We start from the raw sequence: 25970 nt of genomic DNA, 5'->3' as shown, positions 1-25970 counted from the left end.
GCGCTTCCTCCGAATACTATTTGACAACTAGAAACCGCTATCGGGGCCCCAGGCGGTACACGCGCAGCTGCACCGAATCGTGCGCGGCTTCGCGCTGCCAGTCCAGGGTTTGGGCGTAGGTGAGGCCGGTGAACTCGGAGTGCTCCAGGAACAGCAGCGGCTCGGTGAGGCGGGTTTCGGGCCAGGCGGCCAGCGGGCGCTGGCGGCGCAGCGAGTCGAACCGCGCCACGTGGGCCACTTGCCAATAGGCATCGAGCACCACGTAGTCGTAGCCCTGGCGGCGCAGGCCCCCCAGCTGGCGCTCGTTGGTGATGCTAAGGAACTGCTTGTCTTCAGATAGATACGGCGCCAGGCCCAGGCCGACGGTGCTGGCCACGCGCCGGGCCCCGTGGGTGCGCAGCCAGGCGGCCACCGCGGGGTAGTGGCTGGGCGGGTAGCGGTAAATGTGCTGCCAGAGCCGGTAGCCGTTCAGGGCCAGGGCAGCCAGCAGCACGGCGGCCCCGGGGCCCCGCCAACGGCCGCGCAAGTAGCTCAGGCTGAGCACCGCCAGCGCCGCCAGCGGCAAAAAGGCGTAGGTGAGGCCGCGGGGCGCTTTTTGCAGCAGGGCCATGCCCGCCAGCCAGCACCCCGCCCAGACGGCCAGGTACAGCAGCAGCGGCAGCGGCCGGCCCGCGGGCCCCGGGGGCAACGCCCGCCACTGCCGTCCCCCCAGCCATGCGCCCGCCGCCAGCCCCGGCAGCAGCAGCGGCGACTCGAACGCCCACAAGTAGCGGAAGTAGAAGAAAAAATCGGGGCTCAGCACCAGCTGGCGGCCGGCGGGGTTGGGCGCGTCGGGCAGCACGAGGCGCACGTAGGTGGCCGGCCAGCGGTACCAGGGCAGGCCGGCCAGCAGGGCCCCGGCGGCCATCAGCACCGCGTAGGGCAAGGCCAGGCGGCCCAGCACCTGCCACTTCACGGCCCCGCGCCAGGCCGGCCAGTCGGCCCGCCACCCCTCCAGGGCCCCTAATATGGGCAGCACCAGCAGGAACTTGTAGCTGTAGCACAGGCCCGCCGCCAGCCACCACGCGGCCTGCCGCAGCGCCGCCTGCCGCCCGGCCAGGGGCCCTGCCTGCACCCGCCGGAAGTGGCTGCGCAGCAGGCCCGCCGCCAGCACCAGCCCGCCCGCGCCGGCCGTGAAATCGCGCCCCGAAAACGTGAGCAGCAGCCCGGTGCCGCCCAGCAGCACCAGCGCCACCGCCTCGGCGTTGCGCCAGGGCCGCCCGCTGCCTGCCACCGCCTCCCCCACAAACCGCGCAAACAGCCCCAGCCCCGCCGCGCCCAGCACCGCGTTGGCCACCTGAAACGCCCGCACATCCGATGTGACGCAGGCCAGTAGAGCAAACAGCAGGTTGAAGCCCGGCCCGGCCGTGAAGAACATCGAATGGCCGTCGCCGTGCGCCAGCTCCTGCACCAGCTGCCAGTTGCGCACCGAGTCGTAGTCGGGCAAGCCGGCGGCCGACAGGTGCCACAGCCGCAGGCCCAGCACCGCCAGCAGCGCCAGGCCCAGTCCCCAGCGGGCATCGGGCGGGGCGGGAAGCGGCGGCACGGCGTTATTTGCAGGCATTGGGGGCTAATTAGGGCCCCGGGGCCGGGCCGCCGCAAAGGTCGGCACGGGCACCCGCCGGGGCCCCGGCGGGCCAGTATTCTACTTCATTTTTCTTATGCGCCTTGTCATTCAGCGCGTTCGCAGCGCGCAGGTTACCGTGGCGGAGGCCGTCACGGGCCGTATCGGGCCGGGCCTGCTGGTGCTGGCCGGCTTCGCCCCCGCCGACGGCCCCGCCCAGCTGGCCTGGGGGGCCCGGAAGCTGGTGCAGCTCCGCATCTTCGCCGACGAGGCGGGCCAGATGAACCGCAGCGTGCTCGATACGGGCGGCGAGGTGCTGGTGGTGAGCCAGTTCACGCTGCTCGCGGATGCCCGCAAGGGCAACCGCCCCAGCTACGTGGGCGCCGCCCCACCGGCCGTAGCCGAACCGCTGTACCAGCAATTTGTGGCCCTGGTGGCCGAGCTGCTGGGCCGCCCCGTGCCCACCGGCATCTTCGGGGCCGACATGCAGGTGAGCCTGGTGAACGACGGCCCCGTCACCATCGTGCTCGATTCGCCCGCCGCTTAAATCGTGAGCTGTTGGCTCTTAGCTGCTAGCTATTAGCCTTCTTCCTAATTTTCAATAATTTACACGGCATGCAATGTGCGTTTACTTATGCACGGCTGCTTAACGCCTTCCTTATCAGTCATCTAACATGACCATCGAGCAAGCCCAACAGACCGTGGACCAGTGGATTACGACCACCGGCGTGCGCTACTTCAACGAGCTGACCAACCTGGCCATCCTCACCGAGGAGGTGGGCGAGGTGGCCCGGCTCATCGCCCGGCAGTACGGCGAGCAGTCGTTCAAGGAGTCGGACAAAGGCCACGAGCTGGGCGACGAGTTGGCCGACGTGCTGTTCGTCGTCATCTGCCTGGCCAACCAAACCGGCGTCAACCTCACGGAGGCCCTGGCGCGCAACCTGGCCAAGAAAACCCAGCGCGACGCCCAGCGGCACCAGGACAACGAGAAGCTGAAGTAGTCGGGGCCCTACGCCAGCACCAGCCGGTCGTCTTTCAGCAAGGGCAACGCATTGGCGTACGTGTCAATTTTCGCGCAGAACAGAAAATCGTCGTTGGCTTCCAGCGCGTTAAGGCGGCGCACGGCGGCCGATTGCAGCAGGTAGCCGGGCAGGTCGGCCTGGGCCTGGTGCCACAGGTGCAGCGCAGCCAGGGTGCTGTCGGCGTGCTCCACGTCGAAGCCCAGGGGCCCCAGGCGGGCGGCCAGGGCCCCGCCAAACAGGCTGTCTTCGAGGCAGAACCGGCCCTTCCAGCCGGCGCACACCACCAGCACGTCGCGCTGCTGCTGCTGGGCAAAGCTGACCACGGCCGTCAGGTTTACGAAGCCGCCGATGACGACGGCCTCGGCCGCCAGCGAGCGGCGCAGGGCCTGGGTGCCGTTGGTGGTGCTGATGGCCAGGGCGCGCCCCCGCACCGGCCGGGCGGGGTCGAGGAAGCCGAAGGGCGAGTTGCCCAGGTCGAAGCCCTCGGCCGGCACGCCGTCGCGCTCGGCCGCCGTCAGGCAGCCTTGGGCCCCCAGGGCGGCGCACTCCTCCAGGCTGCCCACCGGAAACACGTGCGTGACGCCCGCCACCAGGGCCGTGACGATGGTGGTGCTGGCCCGCAGCACGTCCACGATAACCGCCACCCGGCCCCGCAAATCGTACAGCGGCAGCAAATCGGGGGAGAAACAAACGTCTACAGCAGGCATTTTTGGAGTTTTGGAAAGCGAAGAACTACTGTTACGTAGCGGAGAGTAGCGCGAACTTTGTAGTTCGCGTCGCCGCCCGGTCGCCCAAAAGTTAGATCGATGGGACGAAGCGAGCGACGCGAACTACAAAGTTCGCGCTACTCCCCGCTGCGCAACGGCCTCGGAGAAGCGGGAACTGAGCTACGCCTCCTCCGTACCCGGCACCAGCGGCAGCTTGTGCACGGTGGCGGGCAGGTTCTTGCCCCGAATCTGCACGAAGATTGGGGTGCCGGGGGCGGCCAGCTCGGCGCGCACGTAGCCCAGGCCCACGCCCTTGCCCAGGCTCGGCGACTGCGTGCCGCTGGTGACGTCGCCGATTTTCTGGCCGGCGGCGTCCACCAGCTCGTAGTGGCCGCGCGGAATGCCGGGGCCGTCCATCACGAAGCCGACCAGCTTTTTGGCCACGCCGGCCGTTTTTTGGGCCTTCAGGGCGGCGCTGTTGGTGAATTCCTTGGTGAACTTGGTGATCCAGCCCAGGCCGGCTTCGAGGGGCGAGGTGGTGTCGTCGATGTCGTTGCCGTAGAGGTTGTAGCCCATTTCGAGGCGCAGCGTGTCGCGCGCGCCCAGGCCGATGGGCTTGAGGCCGTGGGGCTGGCCGGCCAGCATGATGGCGTCCCACACGCGCTGGGCGTACTCGTTGGGCACGTACAGCTCGAAGCCGCCCGCGCCGGTGTAGCCCGTGGCGGAGATGATGACGTCGGGGGCCCCGGCGAAGGGGCCCTGCGTGAAGGAGTAGTACGGAATGGCGGCCAGGTCCACGTTGGTGAGGCCTTGCAGCGCGGCCACGGCCTTGGGGCCCTGCACGGCAAAGAGGCTGGTGCGGTCGGAAATGTCCTCCATCTCCGCGCCGTCGGTGTTGAACTGCTGAATCCAGCTCCAGTCCTTTTCGATGTTGGAGGCGTTGACCACCAGTAGGTAATCGTTATCGGCCAGCATGTACACCAGCAAGTCGTCGACGAGGCCGCCGGTGTGGTTGGGCAGGGCCGAGTACTGGGCCTTGCCGGGCTGGAGCTTGGCGGCGTCGTTGGTCGTCACGCGCTGGATGAGGGCCAGCGCCTGGGGGCCCCGCACCCGGAACTCGCCCATGTGCGAGACGTCGAACATGCCCACGGCCCGGCGCACGGTGTGGTGCTCGTCGAGGTCGGAGGAGTAGCGCACGGGCATGTTGTAGCCGGCAAAAGGCACCATTTTGGCCCCCAGCCGCTGGTGGGTGGCGTCGAGGGCAACGGTTTTGAGCGAGGAAACGGTCATGTAGAAAAGAAGGGTGGGGCCGGCCGCGGCGGTTTTGGCCCGCGAAAATAGCCATTTTTGGCCCGGGCCCGTAGGCGGGTCTATGCCCACTCCCCCGCGTGCCGCCATGAGCCCCGGCGAAATCAAGCAAGACTTCGAGTCGGCCATGACCCGCCACTTCTCCTTTAAAACCAAGCTGCGCTCGTTTCTGTACGGCAACGGCTACGAAGAAGGCCCCCTGCGCGACCCCGACCAGTGCAGCCTCGGGCACTGGATTGCCGAGCGCCGGGCCCGGGCCTACGCCCACGTGCCCGAAATGCGCGACCTCGACGCCGCCCACCGCCGCATTCATCAGGCGGCCAACGTGTTGATGGACCACCGCCTGGCCGGCCGCGCCGAGGCGGCCGCCGCCGGCCTGCCAGCCGTGCTGGCCCAGGCCGAGGGCATTGTGACCCTTTTGCAAACCATTGAGCGCAAGCTGCGTACCGAAGCCTAGCGCTGCCGCTTTTTCGATTTTTTCCGGCGGGCTTCCCGCGCGGCAAATAAATGAAAATGAACCTTAGCACCAAGCTGTTTGCCGGCTTTTTACTGCTGCTGGGACTCTTCGCGGCGGTGTTGTTCGTCAACTACCGGCTGGCCGACCAGGTGGTGAGCAACGCCCGGGCCGTGGCCACGTCGCAGCGGGTGTCGGAAGAAGCCAACGGCTTGCTGAGCAACATCATCGACATGGAAACTGGCTTTCGCGGCTACCTGCTGCTGGGCGACGAGCAGCTGCTCGACCCTTACTACCAGGGCGAGCGGCAGCTGGTGGGGCGCTTCAACGACCTGCGGGCCCTGGTCACCCACAGCCCGGTGCAGCTGGACCACCTCAACCGCTCGCAGCGGCTGTTCCAGCAGTGGAGCGCCTACACGCACCTCATCATCGGCGAGAAGCGCACGCTGCACCAGCACCGCCCCGACCTGGAAGCGTTGCAGGGCCTGCCCCACCGCTGGCTGGTAGAGGGACTGACGGGCAAGCAGGTAATGGACAACGTGCGCTACCAGCTCGGCCAGTTCGACGTGCTCGAAGCCGGGATTCGGCAGCGGCTGGCGGCGCGGCGCGACGCCAGCGTGGGCCGGGCCCAGTGGATTTCGGCGGCCGTGGCCGCCGCGGCGCTGGTGTTCGGGCTGGCCTGGGCCGTGTACCTGGTGCGGCTGCTGGCGCGGCGCCTCGACGGGCTGGTGGGCCTGGCCCGCCGCCTCGCCGCCGGCGACTACGACGCCCAGCTGGTGGACCGCGAGCAGGACGAGCTGAGCCTGCTCACCGGGGCCCTCAACGGCCTGGGCCGCACCATCAGCGCCAACATCGGCCAGCTCGAAGCCCGCAACCGCGAGCTGGACCAGTTCGCCTACGTGGTGTCGCACGACCTGAAAGCGCCCCTGCGCGGCATCGAAAGCGCTTCGCGCTGGATCGAGGAGGACATGGGGCCCACCGGCCTGCCGGCCCACGTGCGCGAGTTCCTGGCCCTGATGCGCCAGCGCGTGCACCGCATGGAAAACCTCATCACCGGCATCCTCGACCTGGCCCGGGTGGGGCGCGTGGCCGAGGTGCACGAAACGGTGTTCGTGCGCCAGCTGCTGCGCGAAATCGTAGCCAGCCTGGACCTGCCGGCCGGCTTGCAATTCGAGCTGCCCTTCTTTTTGCCCACGCTCGTCACCACGCGGGTGCAGCTGGAGCAGGTGTTCACCAACCTCATCAGCAACGCGGTGAAGTACCACGAACATCTCGAATCGGCCACCCTGCGCATCGGCTGCGACGACGCCGACGCCTTCTACCGCTTCTCGGTGGCCGACGACGGGCCGGGCATCGCGCCGGAGTACCACGAGCGGATATTCGTCATCTTCCAAACCCTCGTGGAGCGCGACACCCTGGAAAGCACCGGCGTGGGCCTGGCCATCGTCAAGAAAATTGTGGAGCGCCAGGGCGGCACCATCGGCGTCGAATCGGCCCTGGGCCAGGGCGCCACGTTCTTTTTCACCTGGCCCAAGCAGCCGGCCGCGGCCCAGCCCAAAGCCGCCAAGGCCAGCGCCGCCGTGCCCGCGCTGGCCGCCTGACTTAATTCCTTTGCCGGGGCCCCGCCCCCGATCCTTTTTTTTCTCCATGACGCCCGACCCCTCCCCCACCAGCATCTTATTGGTCGAAGACGACCAGATGGACGTGATGAACGTGCAGCGCGAGCTGCGCCGCCAGCACATCGAAGTGCCCCTGACGCACGCCCGCAACGGCCGCGAAGCCCTCGACCTGCTGCGCGGCGAGAACGGCCAGGCCAAAATTGCCCGGCCCGACGTGGTGATGCTCGACATCAACATGCCGCGCATGAACGGCCTGGAGCTGCTCGAAGCCCTGCGGGCCGACCCCGAGTTTGCCGACCTCAACGTGTTCATCATGACCACCTCGGACCTCGACTCGGACCGCTACAAGGCCCGGCAGCTGGCCGTGAGCGGCTACATCGTCAAGCCCCTGAGCTTCGAGACTTTCGGCGAAGGCGGCACCAGCGTCGATGGCTTCAGCCTGTTCCTGGACCTGATTAAGCTGAAGGGGTGAGGCCCCCCAAAGTACGCCCGGCGCTGCTGGCCACCCACACCGGGCTGCCGCACGAGGCCGGCCTCGACGAGGCCGGCCGGGGCTGCCTGGCGGGGCCCGTGTTCGCGGCGGCCGTCATCCTGCCGCCCGGTTTTGCCCCGCCCCTGCTCCACGACTCCAAGCAGCTGAGCGCCCGGCAGCGCGAGCAGCTGCGCCCCCTCATTTGCGCCGAAGCCGTGGCCTGGGCCGTGGGCGAGGCCACGGTGGAAGAAATCGGGGCCCTCAACATCGCGCAGGCCAGCTACCTGGCCATGCACCGGGCCGTGGCAGCGCTGGCCGTGCCCCCCGCGCACCTGCTCGTGGACGGCAACCGCTTCCGGCCGCTGGCCGGGTACGCCCACACCTGCCTCGTGGGCGGCGACGGCCGCTACCGCAGCATCGCCGCCGCGTCTATACTGGCCAAAACCTTCCGCGACGAGCGCATGGCGGCCCTCGCCGAGCAGTACCCGGCCTACGGTTGGGCCCAGAACGCCGGCTACCCCACCGCGGCCCACCGGGCCGCCATCCGCGCCCACGGCCCCACCCCGCTGCACCGCCCGGGGTTCCGGCTGCTGTAGCGCGTGAAAAAGGGCCTGCCTTCGTCGACGAAGGCAGGCCCTTTTTCACGCGCAGCTTTTAATTTTCTATTCAGTGACTGCCAGCGGCGTCGCCCTTAACAATTTCGTCGTTCTCGCCGCGGCGCTGGCCCTGGCTGTCGCGGGGGCCCTCGGCGCCGGCAATTTCGTCGTCTTCGTCGGAAGAGACGTACTCGTTGGTGGTGGGGCCGAGGCCGTTGGTTTTGGCGGCCAAGTCGGCTTCGGCCTGGGCGTGCTTGAGGTTGAAGAGCGGATCGGCGGCTTGGTCGGCGGCGGGCTTTTTGGTGGGGTTTTGGGCCATGAGCAGGGCCCCGAAGCCGGGAAGTGGTCGGCGCGGGGCGGCTCTGGGGTTTACGCAGGCTGCCTAAACGGGGTTCAGGGGCACAAAAAAAGGCCGCCGCCCGGGGGCGACGGCCTTATAAGCAGCAGGGCCGGCCGGAAGCTGTCTACCCCAGCTTTTTGGCCAACCCCGCCAGCGCACGAGAGGTCCTTCCTTTCCACATTTCCAGCCCGTGCGGGGCACTTATGAAAACAAATCTAAAGGGCCGTCGGGTCGCATGTTTACTAAATTAGACCAACGCCTGTACTTACTCGGTCAAGGGACCGTATTTCTCTCCGAATGCACGCCGGCCGTAAGGCGTGCGCGGACGCGGCGTAGATTTACCGCACCTATTTTTCTTCAATTCCCGCGGCCCTGCCCATGCTCCCCGACCCCGCCTTCGACGAAACCCGCAACCCGTGGCGCGTTTTAGCCAGCGATGTAAAGTACCAAAACCCCTGGATTTCAGTGCGCGAGGACCAAGTGCTGAACCCGCGCGGCGGCGCGGGCATTTACGGCGTGGTGAGCATGAAGAATAAAGCCATTGGCATCATTCCCGTTGACAGTGAGGGCAATACCTGGCTCGTGGGCCAGTACCGCTACCCGCTGAACGAGTACAGCTGGGAAATTCCGATGGGCGGGGGGCCCGTAGAGCTGGACGTGCTGGCGTCGGCCCAGCGCGAGCTGCGCGAAGAAACCGGCCTGCTGGCCGGCCGCTGGACGCGCATCGCCCGCCTGCACACCTCCAATTCCGTCACCGACGAGGAAGGCTTCGTGTTCTTGGCCGAAGACCTGACCGCCGGCGAAACCGAGCCCGAAGAAACCGAGGACCTGCGCCTCTGGAAGCTGCCCCTGGCCGAGGCCGTGCAGATGGCCTTCGACGACCGCATCACCGACGGCATCAGCGTGGCGGGCCTGCTGAAGGCCGAGCGCGTGCTGGCGGCCCGCGCCAAGGGCTAACTTTGCCCCATGCGCCACCTGTTTCGCTACCTGGGCCACCGCCTGTACACCACCTGGGCCACGTTTTGGTTTGTGCTGCCGTTCGTCGTCACCTACCCGGCGCAGTGGTGGCTGGGCCGCAAGCCGGCCCGCTACCCCGCGCTGCACGGCATCTACAGCGGCTGGGCCCGGTTTTCGATGGCCCTGTGGGGCATCCCGATTGAGGAAATCCACGAGGAGGCCGGGCCCCTGCCCCAGCCCTGCGTGTACGTGGCCAACCACGGCTCCTACATCGATATCATGCTGATGTTCAAGACCATCCCCGGCTACCTGAACATGATGGGCAAGCACACGCTGGCCAAGGTGCCGCTCTGGGGCCCCCTGTTTGCAAAGGCCTACATCACCCTGGACCGCACCAGCGCCGTGAGCCGGGGCCGGGCCCTGGTAGCGGCCCGCCAGGGCCTGGCCGCCGGGCGCAGCATCGCCATCTTTGCCGAGGGCCGCATTTCGCCCACGCCCGGCCGCGAGCTGCTGCCGTTGCAGGACGGCGCGTTCCAGCTGGCCATTGCCGCCGGGGTGCCCATCGTGCCCGTGGGCATGCCGCTGAACCACATGTTCATGCCCGATGTGAAGGGCAGCCTGCGGGTGCGCCGCCACCGCCTCAAAATCGTGTTTCACCCCGCCATTCCCACCACCGGCCTCACCGCCGCCGACGTGCCCGCCCTCAAGGCCCGCGTGGCCGCCCAGCTCGCCGCCGACTTCCTGCCCGAAGGAGCCGAAAAGCCCGGCCCCAGCACGTGGCGGTGATTTAGTGAGAACAAAAAACGGTCGTGCTGAGCGCAGCCGAAGCATCTCTCCCGCTTCGCTGAACGGCCCCAGCGAAGCGGGAGAGATGCTTCGGCTGCGCTCAGCACGACGTTCCAAGACGCTAATATTCTGCTTGGCCACGTCCGGCATGACGATCTAGTTCAACCCATAATTCATAACTCATAATTCATAACCCAAGGACATGAGCACCGACCTTGCCACCCTGCGCGGCCTCGCCCACCTGGCCCGCCTCGAATTTGACGAGGCCCACGAGAAAGAAATGCTCGGCGACCTGAACAACATCCTCGACTTCGTGGCCCAGCTCGAAGCCGTGGATACGACCGACGTGGAGCCGCTGGTGCATTTGTCGCAGGAAATCAACGTGCTGCGCGACGACGAGGGCCGCAACACCGTGAGCCACCAGGAAGGCCTACGCAACGCCCCGCGCAAGGATTCGGATTATTTCCGGGTGCCCAAAGTGCTCGATTAGTTGGCGGCACCCTTACCTCTGCGGGGCCCGGCCCGGCCCTGGCGACCCAACTTGCTGGCCTTTTTGGCCGCGCTGGCCGTGGGCCTGGCGGCTTACTATTATTTCACGGGGGCGGCGGCCGCGCTGCCCCTGCTGCTGGTGCCGCACCTGCTGCCCCAGCCCCTCACTTTGCAAACGCTGGCCGTGGGGCCGGTGGCGCTGCCCGTGCAGGCCAGCGGCTTCGGCGTGAGCCTGACGCACGACCTGGCGGGGCCCTTCGCGCAGCCGGAGGCGGCGGGGCTTTTTGCCGGGCTGCTGGCGGTGGCCCTGGCGGGCTGGGTGGCGGTGGCCAGCACGCTGCGCCGGGCGGCCTTCGTGGCCGCCATGGTGCCGGTCATCTTTTTGCTGATGTCGCTTAACCTGGACCTGGTGGGCGTTTTTTCGGTCGGGAAGCAGTACTTTCTGGGCTTGGCGCTGGTGCTGGTGGGCGGGTTGGCTTTTGGGCTGCACGCCTACGGCGAGCGGGTGCCGCTGGCGGGGCGGGCGGCGCTGTGCGCGGCGGCGGTGGCGGGGCTGGGGGCCCTGCTGCTGGCCCGGGGCCAGCTTTCGGGGCCCGACCTGGCCTTGCACCTGGCGGCCTACGCCACGCCGGGCGGGGCCGTGCTGGTGGCCGCGCTGGTGCTGTGGGTGGGCATTGAGAACGTGCGGGGCGTGCTTTGGCTGGCCGGCCGCGCCGCCACGCCGGGGGCCCGGCTGGGCCTCGGCCCGTTCGTGGGAGCCAGCCTGCTCTACCTCGGCCTGCTGGCCGCGTGGTTCTGGACCGACGGCCGCCTGCCGCTGTACCGCGGCGTGGGCCTCGACCCGCTGGTGCTGCTGCTGCCCGCGGTGCTGGTGGCCGGCCTGGGCCTGCGGCTGCGGGCCCCGAGCTACGCGGCCCGGCTGCCCTACGCGCCGGGGGCCGCCCAGCTGTACCCGCTGTTGCTAATGGCCGCTGCCGGAGCCCTGGCCTACGCCCTGGCCACCCACAACACGCCCCTGCTGGAGGCGGCCCGCAGCTTCAGCGGGACGGCGCTGCTGGGGCTGGGGGCCGCGTTTTTTATTTATGTGCTGGTGAATTTTGGGCCCCTTATCCGGCAGCGGCTGCCGGTGTACCGGGTGGTGTTCGCGCCCCGGCGGTTGCCGTTTTATACGGTGTACGTGCTGGGCCTGGGCCTGCTCTTCGCCGTGCAGCTGCGCCTCGGCTGGCCCTTGCTCGCGCAGGTGCGAGCGGGGCAGTACAATTGCCTCGGCGACCTCACCCGCCGGCAGAGCGAGGCCCGCCCCGACGAGCTGGGCCTGGCCCTGCTGGCCGAGCGCTACTACGCCGAAAGCGGCGACGTGCTCGACCGCAACAACCTGACCGCCCAGCTGGGCCGGGCGGCCCTGTACCGCACCCGCGACCAGCGCCAGAACGAGCTGGGGGCCCTGCGCCGGGCCCTCCTGCCCGCGCCCAACGAGAAAGTATCGCTGCGCCTGGCGGCCCTCGGCACCGCGCCCCAGGACTTGTTCGACGACCTCGACGCGCTGCGCCAGGGCCTGCGCCGGCAGCCCACCAGCGCCGCCCTGGCCGGCGACCTGGCCCAGCTCTTCACCCAAACGTCCCTCACCGATTCGGTGGCTTTTTACCTGGATAAAGCCGAGCGGCTGGCTCCGGGCGCGTACCCCAGCCGCACCAACCGGCTGGCGTTTCTGATGCAGCAAAACCTGCTGCCCGCGGCCCAGCAGCTGGCCCTAGGCTTTCGGCCCGCCCCCGACGAGCCGGCCCTGGCCAGCAACCTGACCCTGCTGCGGCTGCTGCGCCACCAGCCCGCCGCCCCTGCCGTGGGCCTGGCCGGCGACGACCTCGACGCGGCCACGTTCGCGGCCGTGTACCACGCGGCGCTGGCCGCGGCCCAGCAGGCCCGCCCGGCGCTGCTGCCCGCGCTGGCCCGCCTCGCCACCCGCCCGGCCAACGCGCCATATTACGAGCAGCTGCTGTTTTTGCAGGCCCTCACGCGCCACGCCCTGGGCCAGGAGCAGGCGGCCCGGCAGCTGCTGGAGCCCCTGGCGGCGGGCACCGGGGCCACGGCCGGCTACTACCAGCAGCTGCTGGGCCTGTGGCAGTTGCGGCAGGGCCAGTACGCTGCCGCCGCCGACCAGCTGGCGCTGGCCGCCGCCCACGGGGCCACCACCGCGCCGCTGGCCCGCGCCGCGGCCCTGGTGCTGGCCGGCCGGGCCGATTCGGCCCGCGTGGTTCTGGCCCGCATCGCCGCGGCCCCCGACACGGCCCTGCGCCGCGCCGCCGCGCCCCTGGCCCGGGCCTTGCCCACGGCCGACGCCGGCCAGTGGCGGGCGGCTTTTGCGGCCCGCTACCCACAGCTGGGCACCGCCTGGCTGGCGCAGGCCCAGGCCGCTGGCCCGGGGCCCGCCGCGGCAGCCCTCTACCGGCGCATCGTGCGGGAGGCTCCGTTCAACGAGCCGGCCATTTTGGGGGCGGCCCGCTTCTACACCCAACGCCGCGACTACCCGGCGGCTTACGACGCGGTGCAGGCCGGCCTGGCCGAAAACCCCGCCGCGCCGGCGCTGTTGCAAGCCTACGTATTGGCAGCAGTTGACACCGGCCTGGCCGACTATGCGGCCGAGGCCCTCGCGAAATTGCGCCAGCAGCTGCCGCCGGCGGCTTTTGCGGCGCTTCAGGCGCAATTTGCGGCGCGCCGGGCGGCCCACGCGGTTTTTTAAGCGTTTCTTTTGTTTGTTTTTCGCGCCCGTCCATGTCTCCGAACGTCATTGAAACCCACGACATCTCCCGCGTGTACCGCATGGGCACCGAGGAAATCCACGCCCTGCGCTCGGTCAGCATCACCATTGCGCGCGGCGAGTACGTGGCGTTCATGGGGCCCTCGGGCTCGGGCAAATCGACGCTGATGAACATCGTGGGCTGCCTCGACACGCCCAGCGGCGGCCAGTACGTGCTCAACGGCCAGGACGTGAGCCGCATGAGCGACAACGCCCTGGCGGAAGTGCGCAACAAGGAAATCGGCTTTGTCTTCCAAACTTTCAACCTGCTGCCCCGCGCCTCGTCGCTCGACAACGTGGCCCTGCCGCTCATTTACGCCGGTTTTGGCAAGCGCGAGCGCGACGAACGGGCCATGCACGCGCTGCAGAGCGTGGGCCTGGGCGACCGCGCCAAGCACCGCCCCAACGAGCTGAGCGGCGGCCAGCGCCAACGCGTGGCCATCGCCCGGGCCCTAGTCAACAACCCCAGCATCATCCTGGCCGACGAGCCCACCGGCAACCTCGACAGCAAGACGAGCCACGAAATCATGGACCTCTTCGAGGCCCTTTACGCCAAGGGCAACACCATCATCATGGTGACGCACGAGGAGGACATTGCCCGCTACGCCCACCGCATCGTGCGCCTGCGCGACGGCCTGGTGGAATCCGACGCGGTGAACACGGAAGTGAACCAGCAGCCGGTGCATGGATAAATTGTTGAATTGTTAATGGTTGGATAAATGGCCATTGGTGTTTCCAGAAATTGCTTAACCCAGCAGCAACCAACGTTTAAAAAATTAACAATTTAACATTCAGCAATTCAACCATTAACTGCATGAAAATCTACACCAAGACCGGCGACCAGGGCCTGACCTCGCTCATTGGGGGCACCCGCGTGCCGAAGAGCAGCTTGCGCATCGAAGCCTACGGCACGGTGGACGAGCTGAACGCCTACATCGGCCTGCTGCGCGACCAGGACATCAACGCCCCGCGCCGGCCGCTGCTGAAGGAGATTCAGGACCGCCTCTTCACCATCGGCTCGGCCCTGGCCGCCGACCCGGAGAAGTCGCGCATGAAGCTGCCCGACCTGCACGATGCCGACGTAACCCTGCTCGAAGACGAGATGGACCGCATGAACGAGGCCCTGCCCGAGCTGCGGGCCTTCATCCTGCCCGGCGGCCACCCCGCCGTGAGCCAGGCCCACGTGGCCCGCTGCGTGTGCCGCCGGGCCGAGCGCCTGGCCGTGCACCTGCGCGAAGACTCGTTCGTGGCCGACCTGGTGGTGATGTACCTCAACCGCCTCTCCGACTACCTGTTCGTGCTGAGCCGCTACATGGCCCACGAGCTGGGCGTGGAGGAAGTGACCTGGAAGGCCCGGGTATAGCCCTTTTTTGGATTGGCCGGGGCCCGCGTACCTTCGCGGCCATCCCACCCGTTCGCTCTTCGCCCCCTCAATTTTATGCCCATGCTCGACACCCTCGCCATTCGCACCCAGCGCACCACCGCCTCGCGCATCGCCGAGCGCGACGCCACTCCCCTGGAGTTCGGCAAGGTATTTTCCGACCACATGCTCGTCGTGGACTACCGCGCCGGCGAGTGGCAGGAAGCGCAGATTTTACCCTTCGGCGACCTGCCCGTGAGCCCGGCCAACTCGGCCCTGCACTACGGCCAAGCCATTTTTGAGGGCATGAAGGCCTACCCCACCGCCGGCGGGGGCGTGGCCCTGTTCCGGCCCCTCGACAACTGGGCCCGCCTCAACGCCTCGGCCGAGCGCATGTGCATGCCGCCCGTGCCCGAAGAGCTGTTCATGCAGGGCCTGAAGGAGCTGGTGCGCCTCGACGCGCCCTGGCTGCCGCGGGTACCCGGCGGGGCCCTCTACATCCGCCCCTTCATGTTTGCCACCGACGGCATGCTGGGCGTGCGGCCCTCCGAAAGCTACCGCTTCGCCATCATCACCTGCCCCGTTGATGTGTACTACACCAAGCCGTTGCGCGTGCGCTTCGAGCAGCAGTACGTGCGCTCGGCCGAGGGCGGCGCGGGCTTCGCCAAAAACGCCGGCAACTACGGCGCGGCCATGTACCCCACCCGGCTGGCCCAGCAGGAGGGCTACCATCAGCTCATCTGGACCGATGCTTCCGAACACCAGTATGTGGAAGAGTCGGGCACGATGAACATCGTGTTCGTCATCGACGGCAAGCTCATCACGCCCGCCCTCAGCACGTCCATCCTCGACGGCATCACGCGCCGCTCGGTGCTCCAGCTGGCCCGCGAGATGGGCGTGGCCGTGGAAGAGCGCCGCGTGAGCAGCCGCGAAGTGATTGGGGCCCTGGAGGCCGGCACCTTGCAGGAAGCCTTCGGCGTGGGCACGGCGGCCACCATCGCGCCCATTGCCACCATCGGCCACGAAGGCCGCGACTACGAGCTGCCCGCCTCCGCTCCCGAGGCGCTGTCGCAGCGCCTCGGCGCGGCCCTCGGGGCCATCCGCGCCGGCCAGGCCCCCGACCCGCACGGCTGGATGGTGCCCGTGGGCGAGTAGCCAACCCCTAATTGAATAGTCCAGGCAGCCGGCCCCGCAACGGGCCGGCTGCCTTTTTTTGCGGACCTTTGCCCGTTCAACCCCAATTTTTACCATTCAACGCTCCTAAGAATGACTCAAGACCACGTGCGGGACTTGAAGGGCCGCGCCGAGGCCCTAAGGAGGTATCTTTGACTACGATACCCGCAAAGAACAAATTGTAGCCGCCGAAGCCGACACCCTGGCCCCTACTTTCTGGGACGACTCCAAGGCGGCTGAAACCAAGCTCCGCGAAATCAAGGCCATCAAGACCTGGACCGACGACTTCGAAGCCGTGCAGGCCGCCGTGGCCGACGTCGAAGTACTGTTCGACTTTTATAAGGAAGGCGACGCCACGGAGGCCGAACTCCAAAAGGAGTTCGACGCCGCCCAGCAAAAAGTGGAGGCCCTGGAATTCAAGCGGATGCTCTCCGACGAGGAAGACCAGCTGCCGGCCGTCATCGAAATCAACCCCGGCGCGGGCGGCACCGAAAGCCAGGACTGGGCCGAGATGCTCATGCGCATGTACATCATGTGGGGCGAGCGCCACGGCTTCGGCGTGCGCCAGCTCAGCTACCAGCCCGGCGAGGGCGCGGGCATCAAGTCGGCCTCGCTGGAAATCGATGGGCCCTTCGCCTACGGCTACCTCAAGAGCGAGATTGGCGTGCACCGCCTCGTGCGCATGTCGCCCTTCGACAGCAGCGGCCGGCGGCACACCTCGTTCGCGTCGGTATTTGCCTACCCCGTGGTCGACGACACCATCGTCATCGACGTCAACCCCGCCGACATTTCCTGGGACACGTTCCGGGCCGGTGGCGCGGGCGGCCAGAACGTGAACAAGGTCGAAACCGCCGTGCGCCTCACCCACGCCCCGTCGGGCATCGTCATCGCCGTGCAAATCGAGCGCAGCCAGCTCATGAACAAGGAGCACGCCCTGCGCATGCTCCGCTCGCGCCTCTACCAGGTGGAAATGGACAAGCGCCACGCCGAGCGCGACAAAATCGAAGCCACCAAAAAGCGCATCGACTTCGGCTCCCAAATCCGCAACTACGTGCTGCACCCCTACAAACTCATCAAAGACCTGCGCACCGGCATCGAGCGCACCGACGTGCAAAATGTGCTGGACGGCGACCTGGACGAGTACATCAAGGGCTTTTTGATGCAGCAGTAAGGGAGCGGTTAGCTCTTCACAACGGCCCCCGTGGGGCCCTGGGCCAGGGCGAACGCACTTGGTTGGGGCCCCACGGGGACCCTTGCGCTGGCCGAGCAAGTAGGCTATACCCTCTTATTAGCCGGTGGCCAACTGCTTTTGCACACAACTCACTATTTTTTCTGGGTTGCGCCTTTCTAAGCCGAGCTTTTACCGAAGCCGCGGTATATTGCGCCAGTCTTTTCGTCAAGTGAGGAATTTAGTGGGGTGATGGAAGCACATAATTAAAGACCTGGCAAACCCGACTCTACAGCAGCATCGGATACCGCCAGAATTAACAGGTTTCACAAATTTTCGGGCCATTTACCTACTGCGCAAAATCATTGCATTAAATATATTATTATTAATACTCTTTATTATTTCAACTTATTGATTTATATAGTTTTATTGGCTATTACTTTGCTTGTCTTTGGCGATTTTCGTGCTTCATTCTAATAATACACTTGCTGACTGGGGCATAGTTTTACACCTGTTTTTAAAAAAATCCCAGGGCTCATTTCACTTCTAAACTCACCCATTTCTCCACTCCCACTTTTCTTATGAAAAAAACCTTACTCATGAGCCTGGTGCTCATGTTCGCCCTATTCCAACAGGTAATGGCCCAGACCCGGGCCATTTCGGGAAGGGTGACGGACCAAAAAACCAGCGACGGCCTGCCGGGCGTAACCGTTTTGCTCAAAGGCACCACAACGGGCGTTTCGACTAACTCCGATGGTAATTTCAGCCTGAACGTGCCGGCTAACGGTGGCACCTTGGTCATCAGCTCGGTGAATTTCGTGACCCAGGAACTGCCCATTGGCAGCCAGTCGCAGTTTACCGTCGCCCTGGTGGAGGACACCAAGCAACTGAGCGAAGTGGTGGTGACCGGCTACGGCACCCAGGAACGCCGCGACGTGACGGGCTCCGTGGTATCGGTGAAGGGCGAAACCATTGCCAACCTGGCCACCCCCAGCTTTGCCCAGCAGCTGGCAGGCCGGGCCGCCGGGGTGCAGGTGCAAACCCCCAGCGGCTTGCTCGGCCAGCAGCCAATCATCCAAATCCGGGGCACCAACTCCATCACTTCGGGCTCGACCCCGCTCGTGGTGGTGGACGGCCAGCCCATTTTTACGGGCCAGCTCAGCGGCGTTGATGCCAACGGCTCGAACGGCCTGGCCGACATCAACCCCAACGACATTGAGTCGTACGAAGTACTAAAAGATGGCTCGGCCACGGCCATCTACGGCTCGCGCGGAGCCAACGGGGTCATCCTCATCACCACCAAGCACGGCCGCAAAGGGCAGGCCACCATCACGTACGACACGTACATCGGGGCGGCCAACGTGTTGAAGCGCTACAAGGTCCTGGGGGCCGACGACTTCATTGCCATCAGCAACGAAAAGGACATCAACGCGGGCGGCAGCGGCCAACTGGCCAAGGCGTTCACGGACGCCACCGGGGCCAACAACAACGTCAGCACCGATTGGCAGAAAGAAGTTTTCCGCACCGGTTTCCAGCAGAACCACGCCATATCGGTATCGGGCGGCACTGACAAAACCAGCTACGCCTTCTCGGGGGGCTTCACCGATCAAAGCGGGATTATTAAGCCCAACTCGCTGCAACGCTTCACCTTTCGGGCCAACGTTGACAGCGAAGTGAAAAGCTGGCTGAAAGTGGGCATGAACATCGGCCTGACCCGGACGCAGACCGTTGGCCTCAACACGGCCGGCAACGGCTTGTCGGGCAACGTGGCCGCCGCGCTGCTGCTGTTTCCGAACGTGCCGGCCCGCAACGCCGACGGCACCCCCTACTCCACCGCTGCGGGTACGCTGGGCCAGGGCAGCAACACCCAGGGCATCTCCTTCAGCTACCCCAACATCGACTTCGCGCTCGACAACAACATCTACCGGTCCACCAGCTACCGCATTCTTGGCAATGGCTACCTGGAAGCAGAGCCGGTGAAGAACCTGCGCCTGCGCACGCAGCTCAGCACGGACACGCAGCTGGAAAACGACTTGCTTTACTACGACCCGCGCCAGGGCGATGGCCGCGGCGTGAACGGCCTGGTGTACCAGTACTTCAGCCCCAATATTCGCTGGAATTGGATCAACACTGCTACTTACAGCAACATTATCGGCGAAAACCACAAGATCAACGCCGTGGTCGGGGTAGAGTACCAGAAGACGACCAGTAGCTATTTCTCGGCGCAAGGCACCGGCATTTCGGACCGCCTGCTGGGCGTGAACGGCATCATCAGCAACACGCTGACGACCCCAACCATTGGCGGCGACTACTACCAGAACGGCTACCAGTCGTACTTCGGCCGGGTGAACTACTCGTTCAAAGACCGGTACCTGCTGAGCTTCACCCTGCGTTCGGACGCGCTGTCGTCGCTGGCCCCCGGCCACCAGCGCGGTACGTTCCCGGGCGGCTCGCTGGGCTGGCGCGTGTCGCAGGAAGACTTCTTCAAGAACTCGGCCCTGGGCCGGGTCTGGACGGACTTCAAGCTGCGAGCCTCGTATGCGCAGGTGGGCAACTCCGACATCGGAATTTTCCCCTATGCCGGCACTTATTCGCCGGTGCAGTACGGAGCGCAGGCGGGCGTTGGCTACAGCCAGTTTGGCAACGGCCTGTTGAAGTACGAAACATCGAAAAAAGAAGATTACGGCATCGACATGGGTTTCCTGGGGGGCCGCATCACAGTTACCGCCGACTACTACCGCAACATCATCGACGGCTTGATTTTGGGCGTGCCGACGGCCCCCTCGCTGGGCGTGCCGAACAACTCGTACAGCGACAACGTGGGCTCGATGTACAACAAGGGCTTCGAGTTGGGCATTTCGACCCAAAACGTGCGCAACGAAAACTTCAGCTGGACCACGACGCTCAACTTCTCGACCAACCGCAACCAGGTAACCTCGCTGGGGGCCAACAACACGCCAATTTACAACACGTATCTCGGCGGCACTTACACAGTCGTGCAAGTAGGCCAGTCGATTAGCTCCTTATATGGCTTCGATTACCAGGGCGTCAACTCGGCCAATGGCAACCCGATATACAAGAAGATTGACGGCACATTGGTGCAGGGCAACATTACCGGCAGTGCCGCCGGCGTTACTCCCAAAACTACTGGTAGCACCTACTACGTGTACGACCCCGCCAACCCGACGGCCCTCACCACGGTTTCGTCGCTGTCCACGGCGGACAAAATCATTCTGGGCCAAACCAACCCCAAGCTGTTTGGCGGCTTCGACAACGGCTTTACCTACAAAGGCTTCGACCTGGACGTTTTCCTGCGCTATAGCTTTGGCAACCAGATTATGAACGCCACCCGCCAGCAGCTGCTGCAAATGACGTTCCTGAACAACAGCACGGAAATTCTGGACCGCTGGCAGAAGCCCGGCGACGTGACCAGCACGCCCCGCGCCGTGTACGGCACCGATGCCTTCGTGAACACGACCAACGCGGCATCGTCGCGCTTCGTGGAAAGCGGCAACTTCGTGCGGGTGCAGCACATCACGCTGGGCTACACGTTGCCCAGCCGCGTGCTGGGCCCGGTGCGCTTGAGCCGGGTGCGCATTTTTGCCCAGGTGCAGAACCTGGCCACCTTCACGAAATACAAGGGCGCGGACCCGGAAGTGAGCAGCAGCGCCAACAACACGCTGCGCGGGATTGACTACAACAGCAACCCGCAGCAGCGCGTGTTCACGGGCGGCCTGAACATCGGTTTTTAATCTCTTTAGCGTCTAATCTCAATGAAAAATATATTGATTCTGGCGGCGGGCAACCGCCGCCGCGCCCTGGCTGCTGCCTTCACGCTGACCCTAGGGCTAGGAGCCTGCCACGTAACCGACGTTGTACCGGTAGATTCCGTGTCCGAGGCGGTTGCCTACAGCGATGCTTCGCACGTGGCACTGTCGGTGACAGGGGTGTACGATGCCGCGCAGTCGGGCTTTTACAACGGCAACTCCGGTGGGTCGCGGGGCTACCCATTTGGGGCGGCAGCCAACGAGCAGGGCGACGTGCGCGGCGAAGACGTGGCTGACGAGGCCGGCTTTTTTGCCGTCGTCTTTCAAAACTCGATAACGGCGGCCAGCCCCAACATCACGTACATGTGGGCCAACTGCTACGCGGTGGCCAACAAGGCCAATGTGGCCATCGCGGGCATTCAGCAGGCCGCTACGGGCGGCATCATCACGGCCAGCGATGAGCTGGTGTACGAAGGAGAGCTGCGGTTCCTGCGGGCCCTGGCGCACCTGGAGCTGGTCCTCAACTTTGCCCGCCCCTACACCGACGGCAACGGCAGCAACCCCGGCGTGCCCTACCGGACAGTGCCGAACAACACGGTGGCCAACGTGACCACCAGCGCGGCCCAGGACCGGGGCACGGTGGCCGACGACTACACCCAAATGCTGGCCGACCTGGACTTCGCGGAGACCAACCTGCCCACCACCCGTTCGGGCCTGGGGTCGTTCGGTTCGGTAACCCGGGCCACCAAAGGAGCCGCCATCGCGCTGAAGCAGCGCATCCGGCTCTACCAGGGCAACTGGGCCGCCGCCATCACGGAGGGCAACAAGCTGATAACCGGCACCACCACATTCACCAGCCCGATTGGCAGCTACATGCTGATGCCCACCCAGCGGGCCGCTTTTCCCGGTGGCACGGCGGTAACGGTCGAAAACATTTTTTCGGTTGAAAACAGCTCTACCGACAACCCGGGTGTGAACGGGGCCCTGGCAAACGTGTACGGCTCGTCGGCGGCGGCCCCCACCGGCATCGCCGGCCGGGCCCTGCTGGCCGTGAGCCCCAACCTGTACAACGCGCCGTTCTTCACGTGCAGCGACCTGCGGCGCACCGTGATGATGCAGCAGGACGGCGGCCTTCGGACCGCTTACGTCCTCAAAAAGTACACCGATGCCGTTACTTCCACGGACTTCGCGCCCATCATCCGCTACGCCGAAGTGCTCCTGAACCAGGCCGAAGCCCAGGCCCGCACCGGCAACAGCGCGGTAGCGCTTAACCTGCTCAACGCGGTACGGAACCGGTCGGTGGCCACCACCGACCAGTACGCCACCGGCTCGTTGACGGGTACTGGCCTGGTGCAAGCCATCTTGAACGAGCGCCGGGTAGAGCTGGTGGGCGAAGGCTTCCGCTGGGGCGACATCTCGCGGCTGGCGAAGGACACGCAATACGCACCGATAGCAGGGGGCGGCATTCCGGCCAAATTCAACGGCCAGCTCAGCGGCCAGGTGGTGCTGGCACGATACGGCTGCGGCAACACCGCCCAGCTGACGGGCCAGGCAATACCGGCCGTGGCGTACAGCAGCCCGTTGTTTTTGTGGCCCATTCCCAGCTCAGAAACGCAAACCAACCCGGTGCTAGCGGCCCAGCAAAACCCGGGCTACTAAGCCTAAAATCACATTTTAACGGCCTAAAAAGCCCCGGCTCGGTGAGTCGGGGCTTTTTTTGTCATTGCACCATCCATCCAGTCTTGGTCGTCGCTGAGCACAAATACATGTTGCGTTTCTATTTTCTCTCCAAAGAATAGTTCAAGACTTCCCCTTATTTCGACAGGCCCTGCCTTTTCCGAAATATTTATAAAACTGATTATTTATCCTTTATAGACTTCAGTGCAGCTCTTAAAAATCATATAAAGTCGCATCTTTCTTGCTATGGTCTTAAAAAAAATCGCATTATTTCTTACTAAAATATTTTTTTTTACTCACTTGTAATTCATACTTTTATTATTCACAACAGTTCATTTACTAAAGCGTCACATTAAGTTCACCAACCATTTCCCTCTTTTCATTACACATGAAAAAAACCTTACTCATGAGCCTGGTGCTCATACTCACTTTGTTTCAACATGCAATGGCCCAAACCCGGTCCATTACGGGAAAAGTGACGGACCAAACCAACGGCGGGGGCATACCCGGCGTAACGGTTTTACTTAAAGGCACCACCACGGGTGTTTCTACCGGCGCCGACGGCGGCTTCAGCCTTAATGTGCCCGCTGCGGGCGGCACGCTGGTTTTCAGTTCTGTTGGATTCGTGACGCAAGAACAAGCCATCGGCAGCTCTTCGCTGGTAACCGTGGCAATGGTCACCGACACCAAGCAACTAAACGAAGTTGTCGTGACGGGCTACGGCCAGCAGCTGAACCGCCGTGAAGTAAAAGGTGCCGTGGCCGTGGTGAACTCGGCCGATTACAAAGACCAACCCATCATCGGTCTTGACCAGGCTTTGCAGGGCCGGGCAGCCGGGGTGCAGGTAACGCAAAGCTCGGGCACGCCCGGTTCGGGCGTCAACGTCCGGGTTCGGGGAGCGGCATCCATTGGGGCCAGCAACGAGCCTTTGTACGTAGTAGATGGCCTACCCGTGAACACCGGCAACACGACGCAGCTCGGCACGGGCAACCAGTTGACCAACGGCCTGAATGACATCAACCCAAACGACATCGAGTCCATCGAAGTCCTGAAAGACGCGGCTTCGGCGGCTATCTACGGTTCGCGGGGCTCGAACGGTGTGGTGTTGGTTACCACCAAGCGCGGCAAAAGCGGCAAAGCCCGCATCGACCTCGATTACTACACGGGAGGCCAATCGGTGTGGAAACGCCCTCAGATAATAAACGGAGAGCAGCAGACGCAGCTGTTTCTGGACGCCGCCGCTGCCCGCTACCCGGCCAACGCCGCTGGTAACTACCCGGCTTTCGGCACGACGTTTCGCAGCAATGCCGACCTGGCCGCTTACATCTACGGTCCGGGGGGAGCTACTGTCGTCAACGGCCTGGCCCAGTACGTGGACGCTGGCCCTGTCCGGCCTTTGAGCCAGTTCCAAAACCCCTCCACGGCCACCAGCACCGACTGGGGCAAGGAAGTGCTGCGCACGGCACCCATCAGCAACTACGGCCTGACCTTCTCGGGGGGCTCGGATGCCAGCCGCTACCGGCTGGCCCTGAACTACTTTGATCAGAAAGGCACGGTCATCGGCTCGGGCTTCACCCGGGGCAGTGCCCGCCTGACGCTGGACAACAAGCTGTCGGAGAAAGTGCGGATGGGGGCCTCCGTTGGATTGAGCGAGAGCGTGAACAACCGCATCAACGGCGACAACAGCATTTATGGGGTGCTGACAACCGCCCGCCTTTACGCCAGCGACTTGCCCATTTACAACGCGGACGGTACGTACTACAAAAACGGCTCCCTGGAAAACCCGGTGGCGGCCGCCAAAGAACCGTACATCAAGAGCACGAATAACCGCTTGATTGGCAGCCAGTACACCGAGTTTGAGCTAATCAAGAACCTCAAGTACCGGGCTACGTTTGGCATCGACTACACCTACGGCCGCGACGACCGCTTCTACTCGACCCTTACCAACGCCGGGGCCGCGGTGCGCGGCGATGCCACGGCGGCGACCCTGCAAGACCTGAACTACAACCACATCAGCTCGCTGACTTACAACAAGACGTTCGGTGCCGACCATAGCTTAAGCGCTTTGGTTGTGGCCGAATACCAGCGCGATGCGGAAAGCGACATTTTCACGGAGGTGACGGGCTTCCCCAGCAACGCCATCCGTGAGCTATCGGCGGGGGCTACGAAAACGGCCGCCAGCTCGACTTCGACCGGTAGCGCGCTGTTTGGTACGCTGGCGAAAGTGGACTACGCTTACAAGGGCCGCTACTTGATAGGGGCCTCTATTCGCCGCGACCAAGGCTCACGCTTCGGCGCTGACAACCAAGTAGGGTATTTCCCGGCCGCATCGGCGGGCTGGCGCGTGATAGAAGAGAGCTTCCTGAAAGACCAGACCGTGCTAAGCGAGCTGAAAGTGCGGGGCAGCTACGGCGAAACGGGCAACCAGCCCCTTGGCAACTTCGGCTCGCGCGGCCTCATCAGTCCCGGTGCCAACTACCTGGACCAGGGTGGCCTCTACCTTTCGCAGTTGGCAAACCCGAGCCTGAAATGGGAACGCACGCGCCAAACCAACATCGGCGTGGACTTTGGCTTTCTGCAAAACCGCTTCTACGTTTCGGCGGACATCTACAAGCGCAAAACCGACGACTTGCTGCTCGCGCAGAACCTGCCCTACGATACGGGATTTTTCAGCTACAGCTCCAACGTTGGCAGCCTTGAAAACAAAGGCCTGGAGGTTGCGCTGACTACCATCAACATTCGCAACGAAGGAACGGGCTTCAACTGGGAGACGAACTTTAACATCAGTTTCAACCGCAACCTCGTCACGAAACTGTCGGACCCCAGCGTTACAGGCACGGCCCAGGGCTTCGCCAGCCGCCTCATCGTGGGCCAGCCCCTCGGCGCTTTCTACGGCTACCGGGTTGACCACATCTTCCAAACCCAGGACGAAATCAGTGCCCTGGACGCCGCGGCCAAGACGGCCACGGGTTCGGCTACTGCCGCTTATCAATCGACGCTCACCCGGCCCGGTGACATCAAGTTCAAAGACTTGAACGGCGACGGCGTTATCACTGCGGCGGACCAGGAGATTATGGGCAGTGCCCAGCCCAAGTATTTCGGTGGCCTTACCAACACTTTCCGCTTCATGAATTTTGACCTCAGCGTCTTTTTTCAGTACAACGTTGGCAACCAGATATACAACACGTCAAAATCCTACACTCAAGGCATGAATACGAGTTATGGCCAAGACGTGGAGGTGTTGAACCGCTGGACGCCCACCAACACCAACACTACCATTCCGCGGGCCGTGTACAACGACCCCAACACCAACGTTCGCACTTCCGACCGTTTTCTGGAAGACGGTTCGTACGCCCGCTTGAAAAGCTTGACCCTGGGCTACAACTTGCCGGCTGCGCTGGCAACCAAAGCCCACCTGCGCACCGTTCGCATATACGCCCAGGCGCAGAATCTGGTGACGTTTACCAAGTATTCGGGCCTCGACCCGGAAGTGAGCACTTTTACTGCTGCCAGCGCTTCGGGGAATACTTCGCCAGGTACCGACTTCTTCACCTATCCCCAGGCCCGCACCATCACCGGCGGCGTCACACTCGGGTTCTAATCTTTGCCTCTCATAACCATGCAAATAATAAATTTTCGTCAGCTCAGCACCCGTTCGGCCCTGCTTTTGAGCCTGGG

At 64.6% G+C, this 25970-nt stretch carries 21 protein-coding genes; 17 read left to right on the top strand and 4 right to left on the bottom strand.

Annotated elements, in window-relative coordinates; translation table 11 throughout:
• Positions 1 to 37: 37 nt before the first annotated feature.
• On the bottom strand, positions 38 to 1603 hold the full coding sequence (locus tag HNP98_RS09275) for a hypothetical protein (RefSeq protein WP_173809786.1): 1566 nt from the start codon (positions 1601 to 1603) through the stop codon (positions 38 to 40).
• A 97-nt stretch (positions 1604 to 1700) separates the two neighbouring features.
• Here HNP98_RS09275 and dtd point away from each other — a divergent pair, with 97 nt between their 5' ends.
• Positions 1701 to 2150 carry a D-aminoacyl-tRNA deacylase gene (gene dtd / locus HNP98_RS09270; protein WP_173809785.1) on the top strand — a complete coding sequence of 150 codons (450 nt, stop codon included), beginning with the start codon at positions 1701 to 1703 and terminating at the stop codon, positions 2148 to 2150.
• Positions 2151 to 2277: 127 nt separating this feature from the next.
• Positions 2278 to 2604, top strand: coding sequence for a nucleotide pyrophosphohydrolase (locus HNP98_RS09265; protein WP_173809784.1), 327 nt, complete (start codon positions 2278 to 2280; stop codon positions 2602 to 2604).
• A gap of 8 nt (positions 2605 to 2612) precedes the next feature.
• On the opposite strand, the gene HNP98_RS09260 is transcribed toward HNP98_RS09265, so the two are convergent.
• Together HNP98_RS09260 and gcvT are read right to left on the bottom strand one after the other, a co-directional pair.
• Positions 2613 to 3332, bottom strand: coding sequence for a 2-phosphosulfolactate phosphatase (locus HNP98_RS09260; RefSeq protein WP_173809783.1), 720 nt, complete (start codon positions 3330 to 3332; stop codon positions 2613 to 2615).
• 180 nt (positions 3333 to 3512) lie between these two features.
• The gene (gene gcvT / locus HNP98_RS09255) at positions 3513 to 4622 is read right to left on the bottom strand and encodes a glycine cleavage system aminomethyltransferase GcvT (protein ID WP_173809782.1); all 1110 of its coding nucleotides are present in this window, start codon (positions 4620 to 4622) and stop codon (positions 3513 to 3515) included.
• 82 nt (positions 4623 to 4704) lie between these two features.
• Here gcvT and HNP98_RS09250 point away from each other — a divergent pair, with 82 nt between their 5' ends.
• Genes HNP98_RS09250 through HNP98_RS09235 form a run of 4 tightly spaced genes read left to right on the top strand, consistent with a single transcriptional unit; the run spans position 4705 to position 7781 of the window.
• On the top strand, positions 4705 to 5097 hold the full coding sequence (locus HNP98_RS09250) for a CZB domain-containing protein (RefSeq protein ID WP_173809781.1): 393 nt from the start codon (positions 4705 to 4707) through the stop codon (positions 5095 to 5097).
• Between the two features lie 50 nt (positions 5098 to 5147).
• Positions 5148 to 6695, top strand: coding sequence for a sensor histidine kinase (locus tag HNP98_RS09245; protein ID WP_246275056.1), 1548 nt, complete (start codon positions 5148 to 5150; stop codon positions 6693 to 6695).
• 46 nt (positions 6696 to 6741) lie between these two features.
• A complete protein-coding gene (locus tag HNP98_RS09240; RefSeq protein ID WP_173809780.1) occupies positions 6742 to 7185 on the top strand; it encodes a response regulator in 444 nt (147 codons plus the stop codon).
• Positions 7182 to 7781 (top strand): ribonuclease HII, encoded by a 600-nt coding sequence (locus HNP98_RS09235; protein WP_317171080.1) that lies wholly within the window; start codon positions 7182 to 7184, stop codon positions 7779 to 7781. Before HNP98_RS09240 ends, HNP98_RS09235 begins: the two co-directional genes overlap by 4 nt.
• A gap of 70 nt (positions 7782 to 7851) precedes the next feature.
• Here the strand turns inward: HNP98_RS09235 and HNP98_RS09230 are convergent, their stop codons facing one another.
• Positions 7852 to 8100 (bottom strand): hypothetical protein, encoded by a 249-nt coding sequence (locus HNP98_RS09230; protein WP_173809779.1) that lies wholly within the window; start codon positions 8098 to 8100, stop codon positions 7852 to 7854.
• A gap of 399 nt (positions 8101 to 8499) precedes the next feature.
• Here HNP98_RS09230 and HNP98_RS09225 point away from each other — a divergent pair, with 399 nt between their 5' ends.
• The 11 genes from HNP98_RS09225 to HNP98_RS09175 all read left to right on the top strand — a co-directional run bounded on the left by HNP98_RS09225 (position 8500) and on the right by HNP98_RS09175 (position 25893).
• On the top strand, positions 8500 to 9078 hold the full coding sequence (locus HNP98_RS09225; RefSeq protein ID WP_173809778.1) for an NUDIX domain-containing protein: 579 nt from the start codon (positions 8500 to 8502) through the stop codon (positions 9076 to 9078).
• Positions 9079 to 9087: 9 nt separating this feature from the next.
• Entirely contained in the window at positions 9088 to 9864 is a 777-nt protein-coding gene (locus tag HNP98_RS09220) for a lysophospholipid acyltransferase family protein (protein WP_173809777.1), read from the top strand.
• A 202-nt stretch (positions 9865 to 10066) separates the two neighbouring features.
• The gene (gene gatC / locus HNP98_RS09215; protein WP_173809776.1) at positions 10067 to 10354 is read left to right on the top strand and encodes an Asp-tRNA(Asn)/Glu-tRNA(Gln) amidotransferase subunit GatC; all 288 of its coding nucleotides are present in this window, start codon (positions 10067 to 10069) and stop codon (positions 10352 to 10354) included.
• Positions 10355 to 10417: 63 nt separating this feature from the next.
• A complete protein-coding gene (locus tag HNP98_RS09210; protein WP_173809775.1) occupies positions 10418 to 13090 on the top strand; it encodes a tetratricopeptide repeat protein in 2673 nt (890 codons plus the stop codon).
• Between the two features lie 32 nt (positions 13091 to 13122).
• Positions 13123 to 13839: an ABC transporter ATP-binding protein gene (locus HNP98_RS09205; RefSeq protein ID WP_173809774.1), complete on the top strand. Its 717-nt coding sequence runs from the start codon at positions 13123 to 13125 to the stop codon at positions 13837 to 13839.
• Between the two features lie 122 nt (positions 13840 to 13961).
• The gene (locus tag HNP98_RS09200; RefSeq protein WP_173809773.1) at positions 13962 to 14510 is read left to right on the top strand and encodes a cob(I)yrinic acid a,c-diamide adenosyltransferase; all 549 of its coding nucleotides are present in this window, start codon (positions 13962 to 13964) and stop codon (positions 14508 to 14510) included.
• Between the two features lie 81 nt (positions 14511 to 14591).
• Positions 14592 to 15662: a branched-chain amino acid aminotransferase gene (locus HNP98_RS09195; RefSeq protein WP_173809772.1), complete on the top strand. Its 1071-nt coding sequence runs from the start codon at positions 14592 to 14594 to the stop codon at positions 15660 to 15662.
• 111 nt (positions 15663 to 15773) lie between these two features.
• Positions 15774 to 16851 (top strand): peptide chain release factor 2 gene (gene prfB, locus HNP98_RS09190; protein WP_173809771.1). Its coding sequence is split into 2 segments (ribosomal slippage): positions 15774 to 15833 and positions 15835 to 16851, totalling 1077 coding nucleotides; the frame shifts between segments, so codons are not numbered across the junction.
• Positions 16852 to 17429: 578 nt separating this feature from the next.
• Complete coding sequence (locus HNP98_RS09185; protein ID WP_246275055.1) at positions 17430 to 20600, top strand: SusC/RagA family TonB-linked outer membrane protein; 3171 nt, start codon at positions 17430 to 17432, stop codon at positions 20598 to 20600.
• A gap of 21 nt (positions 20601 to 20621) precedes the next feature.
• On the top strand, positions 20622 to 22274 hold the full coding sequence (locus HNP98_RS09180) for a RagB/SusD family nutrient uptake outer membrane protein (RefSeq protein ID WP_173809770.1): 1653 nt from the start codon (positions 20622 to 20624) through the stop codon (positions 22272 to 22274).
• Between the two features lie 406 nt (positions 22275 to 22680).
• Entirely contained in the window at positions 22681 to 25893 is a 3213-nt protein-coding gene (locus tag HNP98_RS09175) for a SusC/RagA family TonB-linked outer membrane protein (protein WP_173809769.1), read from the top strand.
• Positions 25894 to 25970: the final 77 nt, after the last annotated feature.

Origin of the sequence: Hymenobacter caeli, from assembly GCF_013294115.1 — a bacterium.
In the GTDB taxonomy this organism is placed as follows: domain Bacteria; phylum Bacteroidota; class Bacteroidia; order Cytophagales; family Hymenobacteraceae; genus Hymenobacter; species Hymenobacter caeli.
The sequence above is the reverse complement of the archived record's forward strand: the minus strand, read 5'-3'. Positions and strand labels throughout refer to the sequence as shown.